Source organism: Enterobacter sp. 6722112 (assembly GCF_058661685.1).
Genome location: NZ_JBZWGR010000007.1, coordinates 3,207,842 through 3,221,332, shown reverse-complemented (window position 1 = coordinate 3,221,332; position 13,491 = coordinate 3,207,842). Strand labels below are relative to the sequence as shown.

General features: G+C 38.4%; 12 protein-coding genes and 4 pseudogenes. 7 read left to right on the top strand and 9 right to left on the bottom strand.

Features of this window, described 5'->3' with window-relative positions; all coding sequences use genetic code 11:
* Nucleotides 1–4: 4 nt before the first annotated feature.
* Nucleotides 5–184, bottom strand: coding sequence for a YodC family protein (locus AC4OVU_RS16805; protein WP_015571651.1), 180 nt, complete (start codon nucleotides 182–184; stop codon nucleotides 5–7).
* Nucleotides 185–526: 342 nt separating this feature from the next.
* Here AC4OVU_RS16805 and AC4OVU_RS16800 point away from each other — a divergent pair, with 342 nt between their 5' ends.
* Nucleotides 527–685, top strand: coding sequence for a YqaE/Pmp3 family membrane protein (locus AC4OVU_RS16800; RefSeq protein ID WP_003862203.1), 159 nt, complete (start codon nucleotides 527–529; stop codon nucleotides 683–685).
* On the opposite strand, the gene AC4OVU_RS16795 is transcribed toward AC4OVU_RS16800, so the two are convergent.
* Nucleotides 682–1,611, bottom strand: a complete 930-nt coding sequence (locus tag AC4OVU_RS16795; protein WP_110293225.1) for a LysR substrate-binding domain-containing protein — start codon at nucleotides 1,609–1,611, stop codon at nucleotides 682–684. The genes AC4OVU_RS16800 and AC4OVU_RS16795 overlap by 4 nt on opposite strands.
* A 320-nt stretch (nucleotides 1,612–1,931) precedes the next feature.
* Here AC4OVU_RS16795 and AC4OVU_RS16790 point away from each other — a divergent pair, with 320 nt between their 5' ends.
* The 6 genes and pseudogenes from AC4OVU_RS16790 (at nucleotide 1,932) to AC4OVU_RS16765 (ending at nucleotide 6,390) form a co-directional block, all read left to right on the top strand.
* Complete coding sequence (locus AC4OVU_RS16790) at nucleotides 1,932–2,537, top strand: ankyrin repeat domain-containing protein (protein ID WP_110293224.1); 606 nt, start codon at nucleotides 1,932–1,934, stop codon at nucleotides 2,535–2,537.
* A gap of 108 nt (nucleotides 2,538–2,645) precedes the next feature.
* Nucleotides 2,646–3,176 (top strand): annotated as a pseudogene (locus tag AC4OVU_RS16785) (acyl-CoA synthetase FdrA); the annotation flags it as partial.
* 1 nt (nucleotide 3,177) lies between these two features.
* Nucleotides 3,178–3,483, top strand: a pseudogene (locus AC4OVU_RS16780) (site-specific integrase); the annotation flags it as partial.
* A pseudogene (locus tag AC4OVU_RS16775) lies at nucleotides 3,480–5,467 on the top strand (DNA-binding protein). The pseudogenes AC4OVU_RS16780 and AC4OVU_RS16775, both read left to right, overlap by 4 nt.
* 14 nt (nucleotides 5,468–5,481) lie before the next feature.
* Entirely contained in the window at nucleotides 5,482–5,868 is a 387-nt protein-coding gene (locus AC4OVU_RS16770; RefSeq protein WP_001625709.1) for a hypothetical protein, read from the top strand.
* A 96-nt stretch (nucleotides 5,869–5,964) separates the two neighbouring features.
* Nucleotides 5,965–6,390 (top strand): hypothetical protein, encoded by a 426-nt coding sequence (locus tag AC4OVU_RS16765; RefSeq protein ID WP_491928755.1) that lies wholly within the window; start codon nucleotides 5,965–5,967, stop codon nucleotides 6,388–6,390.
* Between the two features lie 50 nt (nucleotides 6,391–6,440).
* Here the strand turns inward: AC4OVU_RS16765 and AC4OVU_RS16760 are convergent, their stop codons facing one another.
* From AC4OVU_RS16760 to AC4OVU_RS16730, 7 genes and pseudogenes are all read right to left on the bottom strand, one after another.
* Nucleotides 6,441–6,755: a hypothetical protein gene (locus AC4OVU_RS16760; protein ID WP_032718102.1), complete on the bottom strand. Its 315-nt coding sequence runs from the start codon at nucleotides 6,753–6,755 to the stop codon at nucleotides 6,441–6,443.
* Nucleotides 6,756–6,774: 19 nt separating this feature from the next.
* Complete coding sequence (locus AC4OVU_RS16755) at nucleotides 6,775–7,161, bottom strand: hypothetical protein (RefSeq protein ID WP_001625705.1); 387 nt, start codon at nucleotides 7,159–7,161, stop codon at nucleotides 6,775–6,777.
* A 30-nt stretch (nucleotides 7,162–7,191) separates the two neighbouring features.
* Nucleotides 7,192–7,470: a hypothetical protein gene (locus tag AC4OVU_RS16750; protein WP_001625704.1), complete on the bottom strand. Its 279-nt coding sequence runs from the start codon at nucleotides 7,468–7,470 to the stop codon at nucleotides 7,192–7,194.
* Nucleotides 7,471–7,723: 253 nt separating this feature from the next.
* Nucleotides 7,724–8,926, bottom strand: a complete 1,203-nt coding sequence (locus tag AC4OVU_RS16745) for a relaxase/mobilization nuclease domain-containing protein (protein ID WP_248899742.1) — start codon at nucleotides 8,924–8,926, stop codon at nucleotides 7,724–7,726.
* A gap of 8 nt (nucleotides 8,927–8,934) precedes the next feature.
* Nucleotides 8,935–9,318, bottom strand: coding sequence for a hypothetical protein (locus tag AC4OVU_RS16740; RefSeq protein WP_001624489.1), 384 nt, complete (start codon nucleotides 9,316–9,318; stop codon nucleotides 8,935–8,937).
* Nucleotides 9,319–9,521: 203 nt separating this feature from the next.
* Nucleotides 9,522–12,408 (bottom strand): annotated as a pseudogene (locus AC4OVU_RS16735) (TrlF family AAA-like ATPase).
* A 44-nt stretch (nucleotides 12,409–12,452) separates the two neighbouring features.
* Nucleotides 12,453–13,403 (bottom strand): Abi family protein, encoded by a 951-nt coding sequence (locus AC4OVU_RS16730; protein ID WP_072003729.1) that lies wholly within the window; start codon nucleotides 13,401–13,403, stop codon nucleotides 12,453–12,455.
* Nucleotides 13,404–13,491 lie beyond the last annotated feature (88 nt).

Here is a 13,491-nt window from a genome sequence, read left to right as displayed (position 1 = left end):
TGACTTAGCAGACGCCAAAGTCACCGTCTTCGGAGTACAGAACCACGTCCGCCGCTTTCAGGTGATATTTCTCGCCCTGCTCATTGCTGGCCTGCACAGCCACAATGTTTTCACCATTCACTTCGAGCACTTTCAGTTTCGGACCGCCCTGACGCGGTTGGACATAATCACCGACAGAAAACATAGCACCTCCTCATCATTGTCATGATCTTCACCATAGCCCACGTCCGGGGGCGGGGTACAGCCTAATCTTTCAGATACTCCTTATCAGGTACGTCGGTTCCACGGCATCACTTTCAGCAATCAGCGCGTTTGCCTGCTGCGGCGAAATAAGAGGAAGAGACATTGCGTTTCCTTACGGTCAATTTCAGAACAGTAGAGCATTTAAGGCGGGGGTTTAAGCCAGTGTAAAGAGGGTAAAGGCAGGTAAAAGCGCGAGAGACGAATGGCAGTTAACCGTAAACTGGCTACGCTTAGAGAAGTGTCTTTTATAATTTTCAATTGGTTAGCTTGCACGGAGTTTTTTATGGGTTTTTGGCGCGTTGTTTTTACGATTATTCTCCCGCCGCTGGGCGTGCTGCTTGGCAAGGGGCTGGGCTGGGCGTTTATTCTGAATATCCTTCTGACCATCCTGGGCTACTTCCCCGGTCTTATCCACGCGTTTTGGGTTCAGACGAAGAGCTAGGTACGCCACAGTAAGTCACTGTAGATCCGGGTCAGCACGCCTTCCGGGCCAAACTGCTGTTTGATCCAGCGCGTGACCTGACCGGTCGCCGCATGCTGCGTGGCGAGCAGCATGCGCGAATCCTGACGTGGATTATTGATCCGCCGCGTTACCAGCAGCCCGTCCTCCACCGCCTCACGCGTCATATATTCCGGTAAAAAGCCAATACCTTCCCCCAGGATCTGACACTGGCATTTCGTGTTGAAGTCCGGCACCAGAATCGCCTCCTGACCGTGAAGCAGCCAGCCCACCTTCTTGTTGATGGTATGCGCGGTGTCCTCGACCATGATATTGGGATACAGACGCAGCTGACTTTCGGAAATGGGCTCCGGGGCGAACGCCAGCGGATGCGTGGGCGCGATGGCAAATACCCAGCGGATCGCCCCTATCTCGGTGTAATCAATGCCGCCGCCGTCCAGCAGCGTATCCGGCGCGCCAATGGCGATATTGGCCTGATTATTAATGATGGAATCCCAGACGCCGTTATACACCTCGGTCGTCACTGTGATCTGGCAGGTGGGAAACTGTTTTTTCAGCACCTGGAGCAAACGCGCGGTATGGCGTGGCGTATACAAAAGCTGATTTATGCAGATGCGCACCCGCGTCTCAATGCCCTGAGAAATGGTATCAATCCCGCGCTTGATGGCATGAAAGTCATTCAGCAGGTCGGTCGCTTTACGATAAAAATAAAAACCGGATTCGGTCAGCTCAATGCTGCGCGTGTTGCGTACAAACAGCACCACGTCCAGTCCGGTCTCCATGCGTTTGATGGTGTAACTGATGGCGGAGGTGGTCACGCCCAGCTCGGCAGCCGCTTTGCTAAAACTGCCAAAACGTGCCGCGGTGGTGAAGGCCAGCAAATTCTCTTCGGTAAAGGTGGAATTCATATTATGGCTCCTGGTGACCATCAGTTTTGAACATATTTTAACAGCGGCGTTACATCATAGTTGATGTCGATCACAATTCTGGATTTTTACGTAGAACCGCGCTGTGTAAGGCTTTTTCAGCCATAAGGATAATGCAGCCTGAAGCGCGTAAAAGCGGTAAAACATAAGAAAAAGGTTGCACAGACGCACATTTCTCCCGGACTGTTGAATTTAACTCAACAATGAATTGCGTGTCGATGAATCATTTTTAAGCGGATTCTTTTATGACCAGGCTGTTGCTATTCTCAGGTCATCAGAAGTGAAACATAGGGAGTCTGAATATGTCTGCAACTGCACTGGTTACAGAATTTCTGCTGGCGGCAGAAGAGGGCAATATCGATGCGCTAAAAGCCTGCCTGGAGAAAGGCGTGGATATTAACGCGACCAACCGCCAGAAAAGAACCGCCATTATTATTGCCAGTCTGAAAAGGCATTACGCCTGTGTGGAGTTTTTAATTGCCGCCGGGGCGGATATTGATAAACAGGACCAGACCTGTTTTAACCCCTTCCTGATCGGCTGCCTGACCAATGATTTAGCCCTGCTGCGCATTGTCCTTCCGGCAAATCCGGATCTCGATCGTCTGACGCGCTTTGGCGGCGTGGGCATTACCCCTGCCAGTGAAAAAGGGCACGTTGAAATCGTGCGTGAGCTGCTGGAAAAAACCGACATCAACGTCAACCACACCAATTTTGTCGGCTGGACGCCGCTGCTGGAGGCCATCGTATTAAATGACGGCGGCGCAAAGCAGCAGGAAATTGTGAAGCTGCTGCTGGATTACGGCGCGAACCCGCACATGACCGATAAATACGGCAAAACCCCGCTCGAACTGGCGCGGGAAAAAGGCTTCAACGCGATCGCAGACCTGCTGCTGGCGGCAGGCGCATAGCGCATTCGGTCAGCCTTCCCCTGGCTGGCCGTTAATCAATAAACGCATTGTTACCGACGTGCATTTAGCACGACGGCGGCCCCCTTTTATCTTAAACAGGTGAAAATAATGCCAACCAAAATCGTCATAAAAAAGAATACGTATTTCGATTCGGTTTCCTTAATGTCGGTTTCCACCAAAGCCAATAAATTGCCGGGCGTCGAGCAGGCGTTTGTGGCGATGGCGACGGAAATGAACAAAGGCGTATTAAAAAACCTCGGGCTATTAACGCCGGAATTAGCGGACGCCAAAAACGGCGACCTGATGATCGTTATTAAAGGCGACGCGGCGAATGAGGAAACCCTGGCCGCCATTGAAGCGTTATTCACGCGTAAAGAGCGCACTGGCTCCCATGAAGCACGCTACGCGACGATTGCCAGCGCCAAAACCCATCGTCCGGACAGCAACCTTGCGGTGATTTCCGTCAACGGCACCTTCGCCGCACGGGAAGCGCGCCAGGCGCTGGAAAACGATCTTAACGTGATGCTGTTCTCCGATAACGTATCGCTCGACGACGAGCTGGCGCTGAAGCAGCTGGCGCATGAAAAGGGTCTGCTGATGATGGGGCCAGACTGCGGCACCGCCATTATCAACGGCGCGGGCAACTATGCTGGCTAAGGATGGGCATAATGTTAATACTATAGCTGAATTATTGGATCATTCCTCTACTTCAAGTGCGGGGATTTATATTAAAAATCATGCTGACAGTGTTGAAAGGATTGATTCCGCTGTTTCAGAACAATTGTCATTTGTCGCTGATATTTTTATGAACGGAATCAAATCGAAAAAGAGTTGTCATTTCAAATTTTTTTCTTCAAGTAGATGCCAGAGTCAGAATTCAGGATTCCCTTGCAATCAATGTATATTTTTTATTCCGATTGATCGCAGTGAGGTGAATCAACTATGAATAATATTATTTTGTTCAAATCAAAAAAACATATTCTTGTAGAAGAAAATTATAATGAGTTTATAAAATTTTGTCGCTATCAACTGCCCGGACTAACCCAAACTCAGGATTGGGAGCAGTATGCCTGGAAAGGATATGTAACATTTAGAAAAATAGGGGTTGGAAATAAAGTCTTTGATTCCATTGATGCAATGCACGAAGATTATATCAATTTTGCGAAAGCATATATCAGATATCAACACTCATTGAAACCATTGAAAAATTATGGGGTTATTATGATGGCCTTGCGATGTCTCGAACAGGCCCTTTTGCAGGTTCAGAACACTGGTCTCATTTATAATGTTACAGCCGTTGTTTTCGATGAGGCAATGCAGATCGGGAGTAAATATTTTGAAGGTAACGTTTTAGCTAAATGTGGAATACAGCTTGAAAAAATATCAAAGTTTCTATGTGAACATAATCTTGTGAAGTCAGGATATATCTCATGGAAAAATCATATAAAACAGAAAGTCAAAAACAATTATCTTCCTGAGATTGAGGATTATCACCGAAGCGATAAGTTACCAGATGAAGAGGCATTACTCGCTATTGCTGATATTTTTTCACAAAATGATGAGTTACTGAGTCCAAGGGATAAGTTCACCAGTTCAGTATTTGCACTTCTACTTTGTTGTCCGAGCAGAATCTCTGAAATTTTAGCCTTACCTGCTGATTGTGAGATTACACAAATAGATGGCAAGGGTATCGAAAGATATGGGTTGAGATTTTATTCGGTAAAAGGGTATGGTCCTAAGGAAGGTGCGAATAAGTCACCAAACGCAAAAAAACGCCTATGTAAGTGATTGAATTTAATTGACTAAAAGTTTCATTTTCGTTGCGGAGGGTACTTATTCGCACCCTCCCTAATATCAAATGGATTCCACGGGTTATGATACCAGTTGCAAAGAAAGAGATTAGAAGATTACTTTCCTTATCACAACATGCAAGAGCACTTGCTCACTGGTGCGAAAAGTACCCGGATAAATTTTACCGACATGAGCTTTGCCCAACAGTTGATGAAAAAGCTAAATTGACCGTTGTACAAGTTTGCCATGCACTGGGATATCATTTATTTGATCATAAATCATGTGTTTTAAAAATTAAAAGAACGAGTTTGGATGGTGGGAAAAGCTTCTTAAACCACAATGATTACAACTATTCATTGAGTGATTTGTGGGAAATTATTAGTTCTAATTTTAGCAGAGACTTTCCATGGTATGATAAAGAAAAATCCATAAAATTTAGTAATGCTTTATGCTTGCTCAATACTGATCAATTTTCTTTATCAAGAATGACTTCAATTTTCACATTTTATAAGCCTACTAAAAGTTTCTTTTTCAGTGATATACAAAGTAAAAAAAGCTATGAGATGAATTATAAAAATATATTTTCCCGATATGGGTATTATGATGATGAAGGTAAACCACTACTTATTCGCTCACACCAGCCACGGCACCTTTTAAACACAATAGCCCATTATGGTGAAATGTCTGAACTGGATATAGCTAAATGGTCTGGTCGTATCAATGCGAATCAGAACAGAGTTTATAACCATGTGTCAGAAGAAGATATGTTAGATAAAATCAAAGCTATTAAATTGAATAGGAGTAATTACTGTCAAAGGGAGTCAATACCCACAAATGAATTGACAATTGATTTTGATAACCTTAATCAAGGTGCAATACACTTAACTGAATTTGGTTACTGTGTACATAACTATTTAATCAAGCCTTGTGCAAAAATTAATCAGGTTATTGAGTGTGATAATGAAACACTGGGCATTAATTCAGTAGATAGAATTAGACTGCAATCTGTACGAGAGAAAGTAATGCAATTAAAGAGAATAACTCAGATCGCTTATGAAAATGGTGATTATGGTGCAGACAAATGGTTGCAACACCATGAAAAAAATTTGGAAAGAATTAATAAGCTTTTGAATAATTAAAACAGGAGATACTTATGGCAAAACATTTGAACAGGAGTGAGATAAAGGCAATTAAACACATTATACTGACTTGGGACGGTAAAATCACATGGAGTGATTTATGTGAATCAGTTTATAAGAATCTAAACAGAACTATCACAAGGCAATCTTTAAGTGCTCATGATGAAGTTGTTGAAGCATATAGAACAAAGAAAAGTTTGTCCAATTTGAAAAAATCTGGTCTAAAGAAACCAGCTAACTTAACTATTGCGGCACAACAAATAATAAACCTTAAAGCCGAAAACGAAATGTTGAAAAAACAGAACAATAGATACAAAGAGCAATTTAGCTATTGGCAGTATAATGCTTATAGACACGGTCTTACTATGGAACAGTTGAATAGGCCATTTAATAAAAAATAATATTTGATAGGTTACACCTATTGACAAGTTAAATAAATGCGATAGATATAAATATATGGTCAGGAAGACTATTTCAATTATGCAAGGATGCATTTTATGGACAAAAACAAAATCACTCCAGAGTTTACTCTGGAAGAGCAACTTATACTTATAATTGATAAATATATATCAAAACGATATCAGCTACATGATAAAAGTTTCTCATACAAGCTATACTTAATTTTTGTAGGATATCATTTAAAATATTTCTACCCTAAAAGGATTTATTCCAATTCCAATCGTAATATTGATAACATAATGGCTATGTTTAGCTCAGTATACAAAAGTCTGACAAGCAATCTACTACAACGATTAAATAACAAAGAAGGTGTTCTTAGAGAGCTAAACTCGCTTGTTAATTACATAGATAACAATCAGGAAAAAGCAGAAGAAATCTATGCTACTGTCAGAGCACAATATGAAATGAAAGTAATTGAGAAAGAGTTAATCAATGAAGTTCGCGTGAGAACCGTCAGATTATAGGCAATAAAAAGCCCCTATGCAGGGGCTAAGAGAGTTCTCGATATAAACTACTACTGAACTTCTTTCCATACACCATCAGCTTTCACAAGCTTAACAGGCTTTGTCTGTTTCATATTGCTAATCGAGGCATCGACAATGCAGTTATAAACATTGTTTGCTTCTTCTGTGCAACTAACCTTTTTCACATAATCGATTTTTAGAAGATATTTTTCTGGAATTCTTGAATCGAGAGCTTTCATACTGGCATTTGATCTATCTACAACACTTTTAAAAATATTGAATATATCTTTGTCAGAAGGTTCTGAATTACAGGCTGTTAATAGAAAAGTAGAAAGGATAACTGCGATAATTGAGTATGTTTTCATTTTCTTGTCCAGAAAGTAATTAATTAAGAATGCCTGTCTTCGAGTTGTTATTCTCCGAAGATAAAGTCCATTTACTGACTGTTTGACCATTAAACTCAATATCAAGTGTTTTAGATTGTGTCTGTGAACCACCAGTAAACAGCCCTACAACTGGAATAAAAGTTGTTGCATTGAACTGATTGTTATACATAAAGTATCTCCACTGTTCGTTGCCACTGTCGAGTGTAGTTCTTGTATCAGGCTCACCAAGTTGAGCGAGTAGCTCCGTCTTAGTTGTTTTGTTTTTAATGATTTTTGATTGTAAACTTTGAGCAGTTTCATTTTTTATTTTTTGGTTGCCTGATGTAGAACAGCCAGTAATTAAAAATGACGCAATAAAAAAGGAGGCAACAACAAATTTATTCATTCTATCTTCCTTATTGTTTTTTTTAAATGGTTAGCTTCTATGTGTAAAAATAGCTCTGTGTGCAAATTTCTTGCGAATATATAATTTCATTAAAATTACTAATGTAAAAAAAGTAATGATACCTACTAATAAATTTTGACTTATATAAAGTATGATGTAAGTAATAGCTAATAAAATAAATACTATTAGCAAAGCAGCCCATCCTGAAACTTCGCCATAACTAATCTTGGAATGACAGCCAGTGCAAACACGGACCCCAAATTCGCTTTCTTTAAAGCAAAATGGGCACTTAATGGTTTCTTTATTCATACAAACTCCGTTTATTAATCAGGTTCCTGATACTGCAAATTGGTTAAAAATTATCAGGCTCTTTTCAGGGATTCTCGATGAATAATTCTCTTTAGTAAAATCACTTGTACCGATCGATGTTTGTTGCTTGATAGTTATATCCTATCATAAATAGTTTATCGATCTGTAATAACGATCAATTGTTTGTTGACTTATCTTAAATTAACTACTAAAGAACTGACGTCTAAGAATGGTGTTGGCAATAACCAATTGTCTATAAACGAATTTTTCTCGCCTTGTTTAGAGGTTGCATTGCATGGATTTTTGAGAAGTTTGTGTAGGTTTTGTGAAGAATGCTCTTACCATAGCTTCGGAGAAGCTCTGCGAGCCTTCTTAGAAATGGAATCCAGCCGATAAGCCTGAGATGCTTTTGCTGGTTAACCGCATTCTTTTGGAGAATCTTCTCAACGATCTCGTTTCGTCTGTCTTTTCTGAGTCGCAGTTCGAGTTCAGCAATTTTTTCACTGATACTTTCCTTTCTCTCAGTGGTTTTTAAAATGGTTGCAGGAGCAGGAGCAGGAGCAGGAGCAGGAGCAGGAGCAGGAGCAGGAGCAGGAGCAGGAGCAGGAGCAGGAGCAGGAGCAGGAGCAGGGATAGCCTTCTTGGTCGCTCGTATAGCTTCTAAGTGGTCAGGATTGTAGTTAAGTTGCTTTTGAAGATTTGCCCAAGAGTAGCCCTTACCCAATTGCGAAGCTTTGAAAGCTATATCGCGGTATGAGAATGAGAACCCGTTCATTTTCCCGGTAGAAGCGACATTCGCTGTCCAGCCGACTTCGGCTTCTTCCAGCCTCTTGATAAACGTTAAAAGATCAGGTGTATCTGCCAAACTTTTATCTATGATCTGTTGAAGGGACTTCTTGGGGCAGGGAACACCAGTTCGTTCTGATAGCATCTGTTCGTTGCGAGAGATTCTCTTCCGCTTCGGTTGCTTTGGTGCAATTGAAGAGGCTGTCCTGGTCACTGTCAGACCATGAGCGAATTCGAGTTCACTGATTATGCGGGTGCTGATGAGGTTTTCGTTCCTTCCCAAGTAGAGCTTCCCGCCATTGAGATCTATGCGACTTGCAATAATGTGTATGTGCTGACCAGCCTGATCATCATGAAGAACATAGCAACGGAGGTGTGTATCACCGAACCCCATTCGCTTCATGTAATCGTCAGCAATTCGTTTCCATTGTTCGTTGGTAAGAGATTCTCCCTGGGGTAATCGAAGTGAATTGTGCCAAACAGGTTTTGCCACATCTGAGCGAAGCTCTTTCGTAAGGTTAAATTCGTCGATTAACTCTTGTGAGCAATCACCTGTCATGTTGCCACCAATTACTTCTGGAACGGTTCTATGGTGTGAGCCTGGCTTTAACACATAGAGAACCACACCTGAGAAGCTCTTACCTCTTTTGATCTTCTGCATTCCTTTCATGCGAAAAACTACCTTACGGACGGATCAGAACCTGTAAGACATGAGCGAAGCTCTTTAATCTGCTTTTTAACAGCGAAGATCTCTGTTTTCGTCAGTTCACTATTACTGCTTTTAGTATCAAGGTGGATTATTAGACGGTTTAGCTTTTGAGATATATCAGACAATGATTGCCAAACTTCTAAATTGATTGCAGGAATGGTCGGAGGAAGCTTTTGAAGTGATGCCATGCGAAGCCATTCACCTTTGCGTTTATCACCACGGCTTGCATTGAGAAGCTCTAACTCTTCTTTATTTAATCGTACACTTACACAGTGTATTCGCAATGATTGAGATTTATTATCGTTAATAGGCTTAAAATTATTTGTATACGACAATGTTATTATTTTACCCATATAAACTCCTTTTTATATGTTTATTCGCTTTAAAGTGAGCAATTCCTTTGCAACACATTATATATTTATAGTGGAAATGCAATTCATGTCAATGAGTTAGGTTAGACTTTGACTTTCTTTTTCAACCGAAGGGCGAAAAACAAGGGAACTCAAAGAAGCGGAGCTTCGATGAGTTAGCCCTTGCTAACAACCCTATAGAAAATTTAGAATTTCAGGCCATATTTTATTTCTCTTTCTTTAAATGCATCTTGACCTCCTTCCAGAATTTCACATACATGCTGCCTTATACCCATGCTCTTAAGAAGGCAAGTATCTTGTATCTTTTCAAAAGTATTTTCAAGTGCATTATTGATATATTCAAACTGATACTCTTCATTCTCACCATCTTTAATTTGACCAGATTGGTTTGCAACAATAACACATTCTGAATCAGCGGAAACAACAAGGTTTGCGTTATGAGTAACCAATATTATTTGTCTCGTTTTTTTGCGTTGCTTAATGAACCTGTTCAACTGTTCATAGATAGTTCTGTTATCTAAGTTATCTTCTGGTTGATCTATGAGTATTGGATGCGATGCATTGCTCAGGTGCAGCAATAAATTCAAAAGAACTAACCCTCTTTTACCCGGAGACATTTTTATTATTTCATCATTATTATAGATAATTTCATAATCAATGAAGAAATAGTCATCGTAGAGTGTATAAAGGATATCCTTTTTAGTAATTCCTTTTTTCAATTTTGGACAAGTTTCTTTCTTTGTATTTGCAAAAATGGTATTTATTTTTTCTATATGGTTTACTACATCAAAAGCAAAAATTTCTTTAGGGTCATATGCATCACCCATTAAAAGTTGTAAATTACCTCTCATATCATAATTATCTATGAATTTATCAAATCCATCTTTATTGAAACTGAGTTTAGGGATTATTTTCATATCATCAGAAATACTATATTGCTCTGATGATAACTCAATAATGTAGTCTTGATATAAAGACATTAATTCTGCATAATTTGTTTGTAAATTAGAAAGGTTATCTTTTGCATCTACTAATAATTTATCTATTACTTGTTGCAGTCCATTTATTTTACTTAGTTTTTCTCTTTCAATACTTATTTTTTTTGGTAAATAAGTCGAGGCTTTCTTTTTCCTTAACTTTTAATAATAAAGGAGTGATCTCTAACTCTGATTTTTCTTTTATTTGTGTGATTTTATCGATAAGTTCTGGTATTTTATTTGTTTTCAACTCAAAATGCTTTTGAGTTTCTAATCGAATGCTTTCCATACCTTTTTCAATAATGGCATAGTATTTTTTGGAAAAAATAGCAGTATCCGCAACACTTAATGAGGATGCTAAATCAGATTTTAAAGCATTAGTGTAATCTAGAAATCTTTCGTGTAAGCCAGTTATTAGCTTTGTGGAGTTTAAATGATAGTTATCAACTACTCTTAGTCTATTCTCAGAGTTTTTTATAATGGCATTTAGCTTATTGTATTTTATTATTTCCTGCTGATTAAATCCTGATTTTTCTCTTAGTTTTTTACATTGTTCTTCTAATGAACTGATCTCCTTTTCAATCGAGGATTTATCACCAATCTTATTTCTTTCTTCACATAATGTTGTGTAATTATCTGAGAATGACTGATGAAGTTCAATTTTTTCTTTTATCTCTTTGTTTTTTAACTTAATTTCAGAGTCTTTTACTTCACTAAACTCATAAAAATCTCTATTCTGCTTCAGAATCGACTCGATAAGTTTTTTTAGCTGATTTTTTCCTTCAACTTCCGCAAGTTTATTAATATACAATTGAGGTATGTAAGTTATAGGTTTTGTATCTTCTAAGTTAGAGAGCAAACTAATACTTCCATCATCCCACTCTACCTCAAAGTCAATACCTTTTGTATCATAGTTGTCGGTGTCAGCTAAGTTTATATTTTCTAAAACAGCACTTTTATTTATAGCCGCTGCAATGAAGTAAAGTAGAAGTGATTTTCCAGAAGACTTTCCACCTATTATTGTATTCAAATCTTTATTTAAATATATCCAATCTTTGGGGAATTTTTTATCTTCACATATGAATCTTACTCTTAATATCGTTTGATATCCGGCTTTTGTCTGCGGGTGAGATTCTTGAATTTTAACTCTCGACTCAGGCTCATATATTATTTGTTTTAGCCCATTGAAGCTGAGATTAGCTTTTATCCAAGTATGCCTATTATCGTCAGGTTTAAACATTTTATCTGAGGAGTGTGCATCTGAACCCCAAACGCAAGGTTTTAGATTTCCAAACTCTTTCAGATAGTCTCTTATCGTCTCGTGTTTTTCACCTTTGCAAAAATCAATTGTGCCACTATTTGAAGTGAAGAGCATGTGTGATTGCATTATGAGATGCTTCCGAACGCCATGGCCTTGACTCTTCCAACTGACTTTACTTAGATCTTCATCTGCTGGTAAAGCTAATATATATTTTCCTTTAAATTTTCCGTTCGTGTTTAATATGTCTTTGAGTTCATCAAGATTGAAGCATGAATTTATCATCCCTACAAATAGGGGATTCTGTCCAGCAAAATTATCTTGATGTTGGCATAGTTTTTCGCCAAACTCGATTATATTCTCTTTTGTGAAGTTTCTTCTGTCTGTCCTGGCACCTGGTTCTGAATAAAAATCAAATTTCAGACAGTTTATAATTTCTTTTTCTATGATTTCTGGAGGAACAGAATCACATAATAAGAGATGATAATTTACTTTTCTATTCCACTTCAAATCTGATTCTTTTCCGATAACTAATTTATCAATTCTAAACTCGATGTTTGGTAATACCTTTATTTCTTTAACTAACTTATATTTTTCAGTACCTAATAATTGCTCCATTCTTTCAGGGTTAGCTAAGTAGTCATTTTTTATCTTTTTATATCCATCTATGAAAAAATAATCAGTAATCCCTATTACTTTTACATTTTCTTCGATAGCTTTAGTGAATAAATCAATAATATATTTATCCCAGTCGTCCCCATATTCGCTTCTCAAAACTGATGCAGGAGTATGGACATGAAGATCCCATTTGTTCCATTCTGAGCCTCTACTGATCATTTCTTTCTCCATCTAGATTTAATTTATTTTGTTTAATAAGGTGTTCACCTAAACTTATTCAGCACATAACTTGAATTTGAGTGTGCAAGGAGTATCGATTCATTGTTCTTTGATGACTTAGAATATACTCCCCTAAGTAATCTGCTTTGTTTTTTAGTCAATTTTTCAGGTTTTTTAATATAAGTATATATTTCAAGCTCTTCAATTGTGCAAACTCTTCTGATTTTTCTAAATAAACCTACTTTATGCAAAATGTCGAGTATTCTTGTGTCAATTGCACAAATGACTTTTTCAATATTATTGATTTTTGCTCTTATAGTATCTATTGCGGTGGAAGGGCTCGTTACTGTTGGTGCTTTGACCCAAAGCGGCTCATGATGAAACAATCGATTTCTATACTGTCTTAAATCAAATATCAAATCACTTAATTCTTTATTTATTTGTGATTGATCAGGATTAATAGAAGCATAATTTTTGAATGCAGTGCTTAAGGACTTAGGCCAAAGATATTTATGATTCAGCCCTGGGTTGTTTGAGATAAATTCTTTATTCAAAATATAATGCCATGCTGAAAAATCTGTTGCTGCTATGATTTTATCGTGAGGCCATATGGGTATAACACTTGTAGCTGGTAAACTATCCCACGGTTTTAAACCCAATCTTTTTTTCTCAAAATCGACCCATTCTCTGTCCAGCTTATCGATAGCAGAATCAATTTTTTTCATAAAATTAGTCGAGTTAATGTTCTTATTGCAATAGATCTGTTTCCACCAATAATCACCAAATCTTTTCTTTGCTGCATTGTCTATAGCATTTCTAACTGTAATTTCTAAATTTTGAATCAAAGGGTATAAGTTTCCACCAACTTGTTGGCACCATAGATAAGCCCCATAGAGTTCATAATCATTAGAAGTGTGAAAGGTTATCTGATAACTTTTTATTCTTGGAAGCGAGACCAAATCTAAGATTGGTGTATAGTTAGTGGTTTTTGGCAAAGTTCTATCCTCCTTTTTCTGATTAATATAAATTATACATTGACAGTTTGCACTACTTTATGTATGATTTCTGTATCAACTCGATGCC

Bases quoted from the DNA above. Each gene is read 5' to 3' on its own strand.
- AC4OVU_RS16740 (WP_001624489.1), bottom strand. From the start codon at position 9,318: ATGGGTAAAATAATAACATTGTCGTATACAAATAATTTTAAGCCTATT.
- AC4OVU_RS16755 (WP_001625705.1), bottom strand. From the start codon at position 7,161: ATGAATAAATTTGTTGTTGCCTCCTTTTTTATTGCGTCATTTTTAATT.
- AC4OVU_RS16750 (WP_001625704.1), bottom strand. From the start codon at position 7,470: ATGAATAAAGAAACCATTAAGTGCCCATTTTGCTTTAAAGAAAGCGAA.
- AC4OVU_RS16760 (WP_032718102.1), bottom strand. From the start codon at position 6,755: ATGAAAACATACTCAATTATCGCAGTTATCCTTTCTACTTTTCTATTA.
- AC4OVU_RS16790 (WP_110293224.1), top strand. From the start codon at position 1,932: ATGTCTGCAACTGCACTGGTTACAGAATTTCTGCTGGCGGCAGAAGAG.
- AC4OVU_RS16795 (WP_110293225.1), bottom strand. From the start codon at position 1,611: ATGAATTCCACCTTTACCGAAGAGAATTTGCTGGCCTTCACCACCGCG.
- AC4OVU_RS16800 (WP_003862203.1), top strand. From the start codon at position 527: ATGGGTTTTTGGCGCGTTGTTTTTACGATTATTCTCCCGCCGCTGGGC.
- AC4OVU_RS16765 (WP_491928755.1), top strand. From the start codon at position 5,965: ATGGACAAAAACAAAATCACTCCAGAGTTTACTCTGGAAGAGCAACTT.
- AC4OVU_RS16770 (WP_001625709.1), top strand. From the start codon at position 5,482: ATGGCAAAACATTTGAACAGGAGTGAGATAAAGGCAATTAAACACATT.
- AC4OVU_RS16805 (WP_015571651.1), bottom strand. From the start codon at position 184: ATGTTTTCTGTCGGTGATTATGTCCAACCGCGTCAGGGCGGTCCGAAA.
- AC4OVU_RS16745 (WP_248899742.1), bottom strand. From the start codon at position 8,926: ATGAAAGGAATGCAGAAGATCAAAAGAGGTAAGAGCTTCTCAGGTGTG.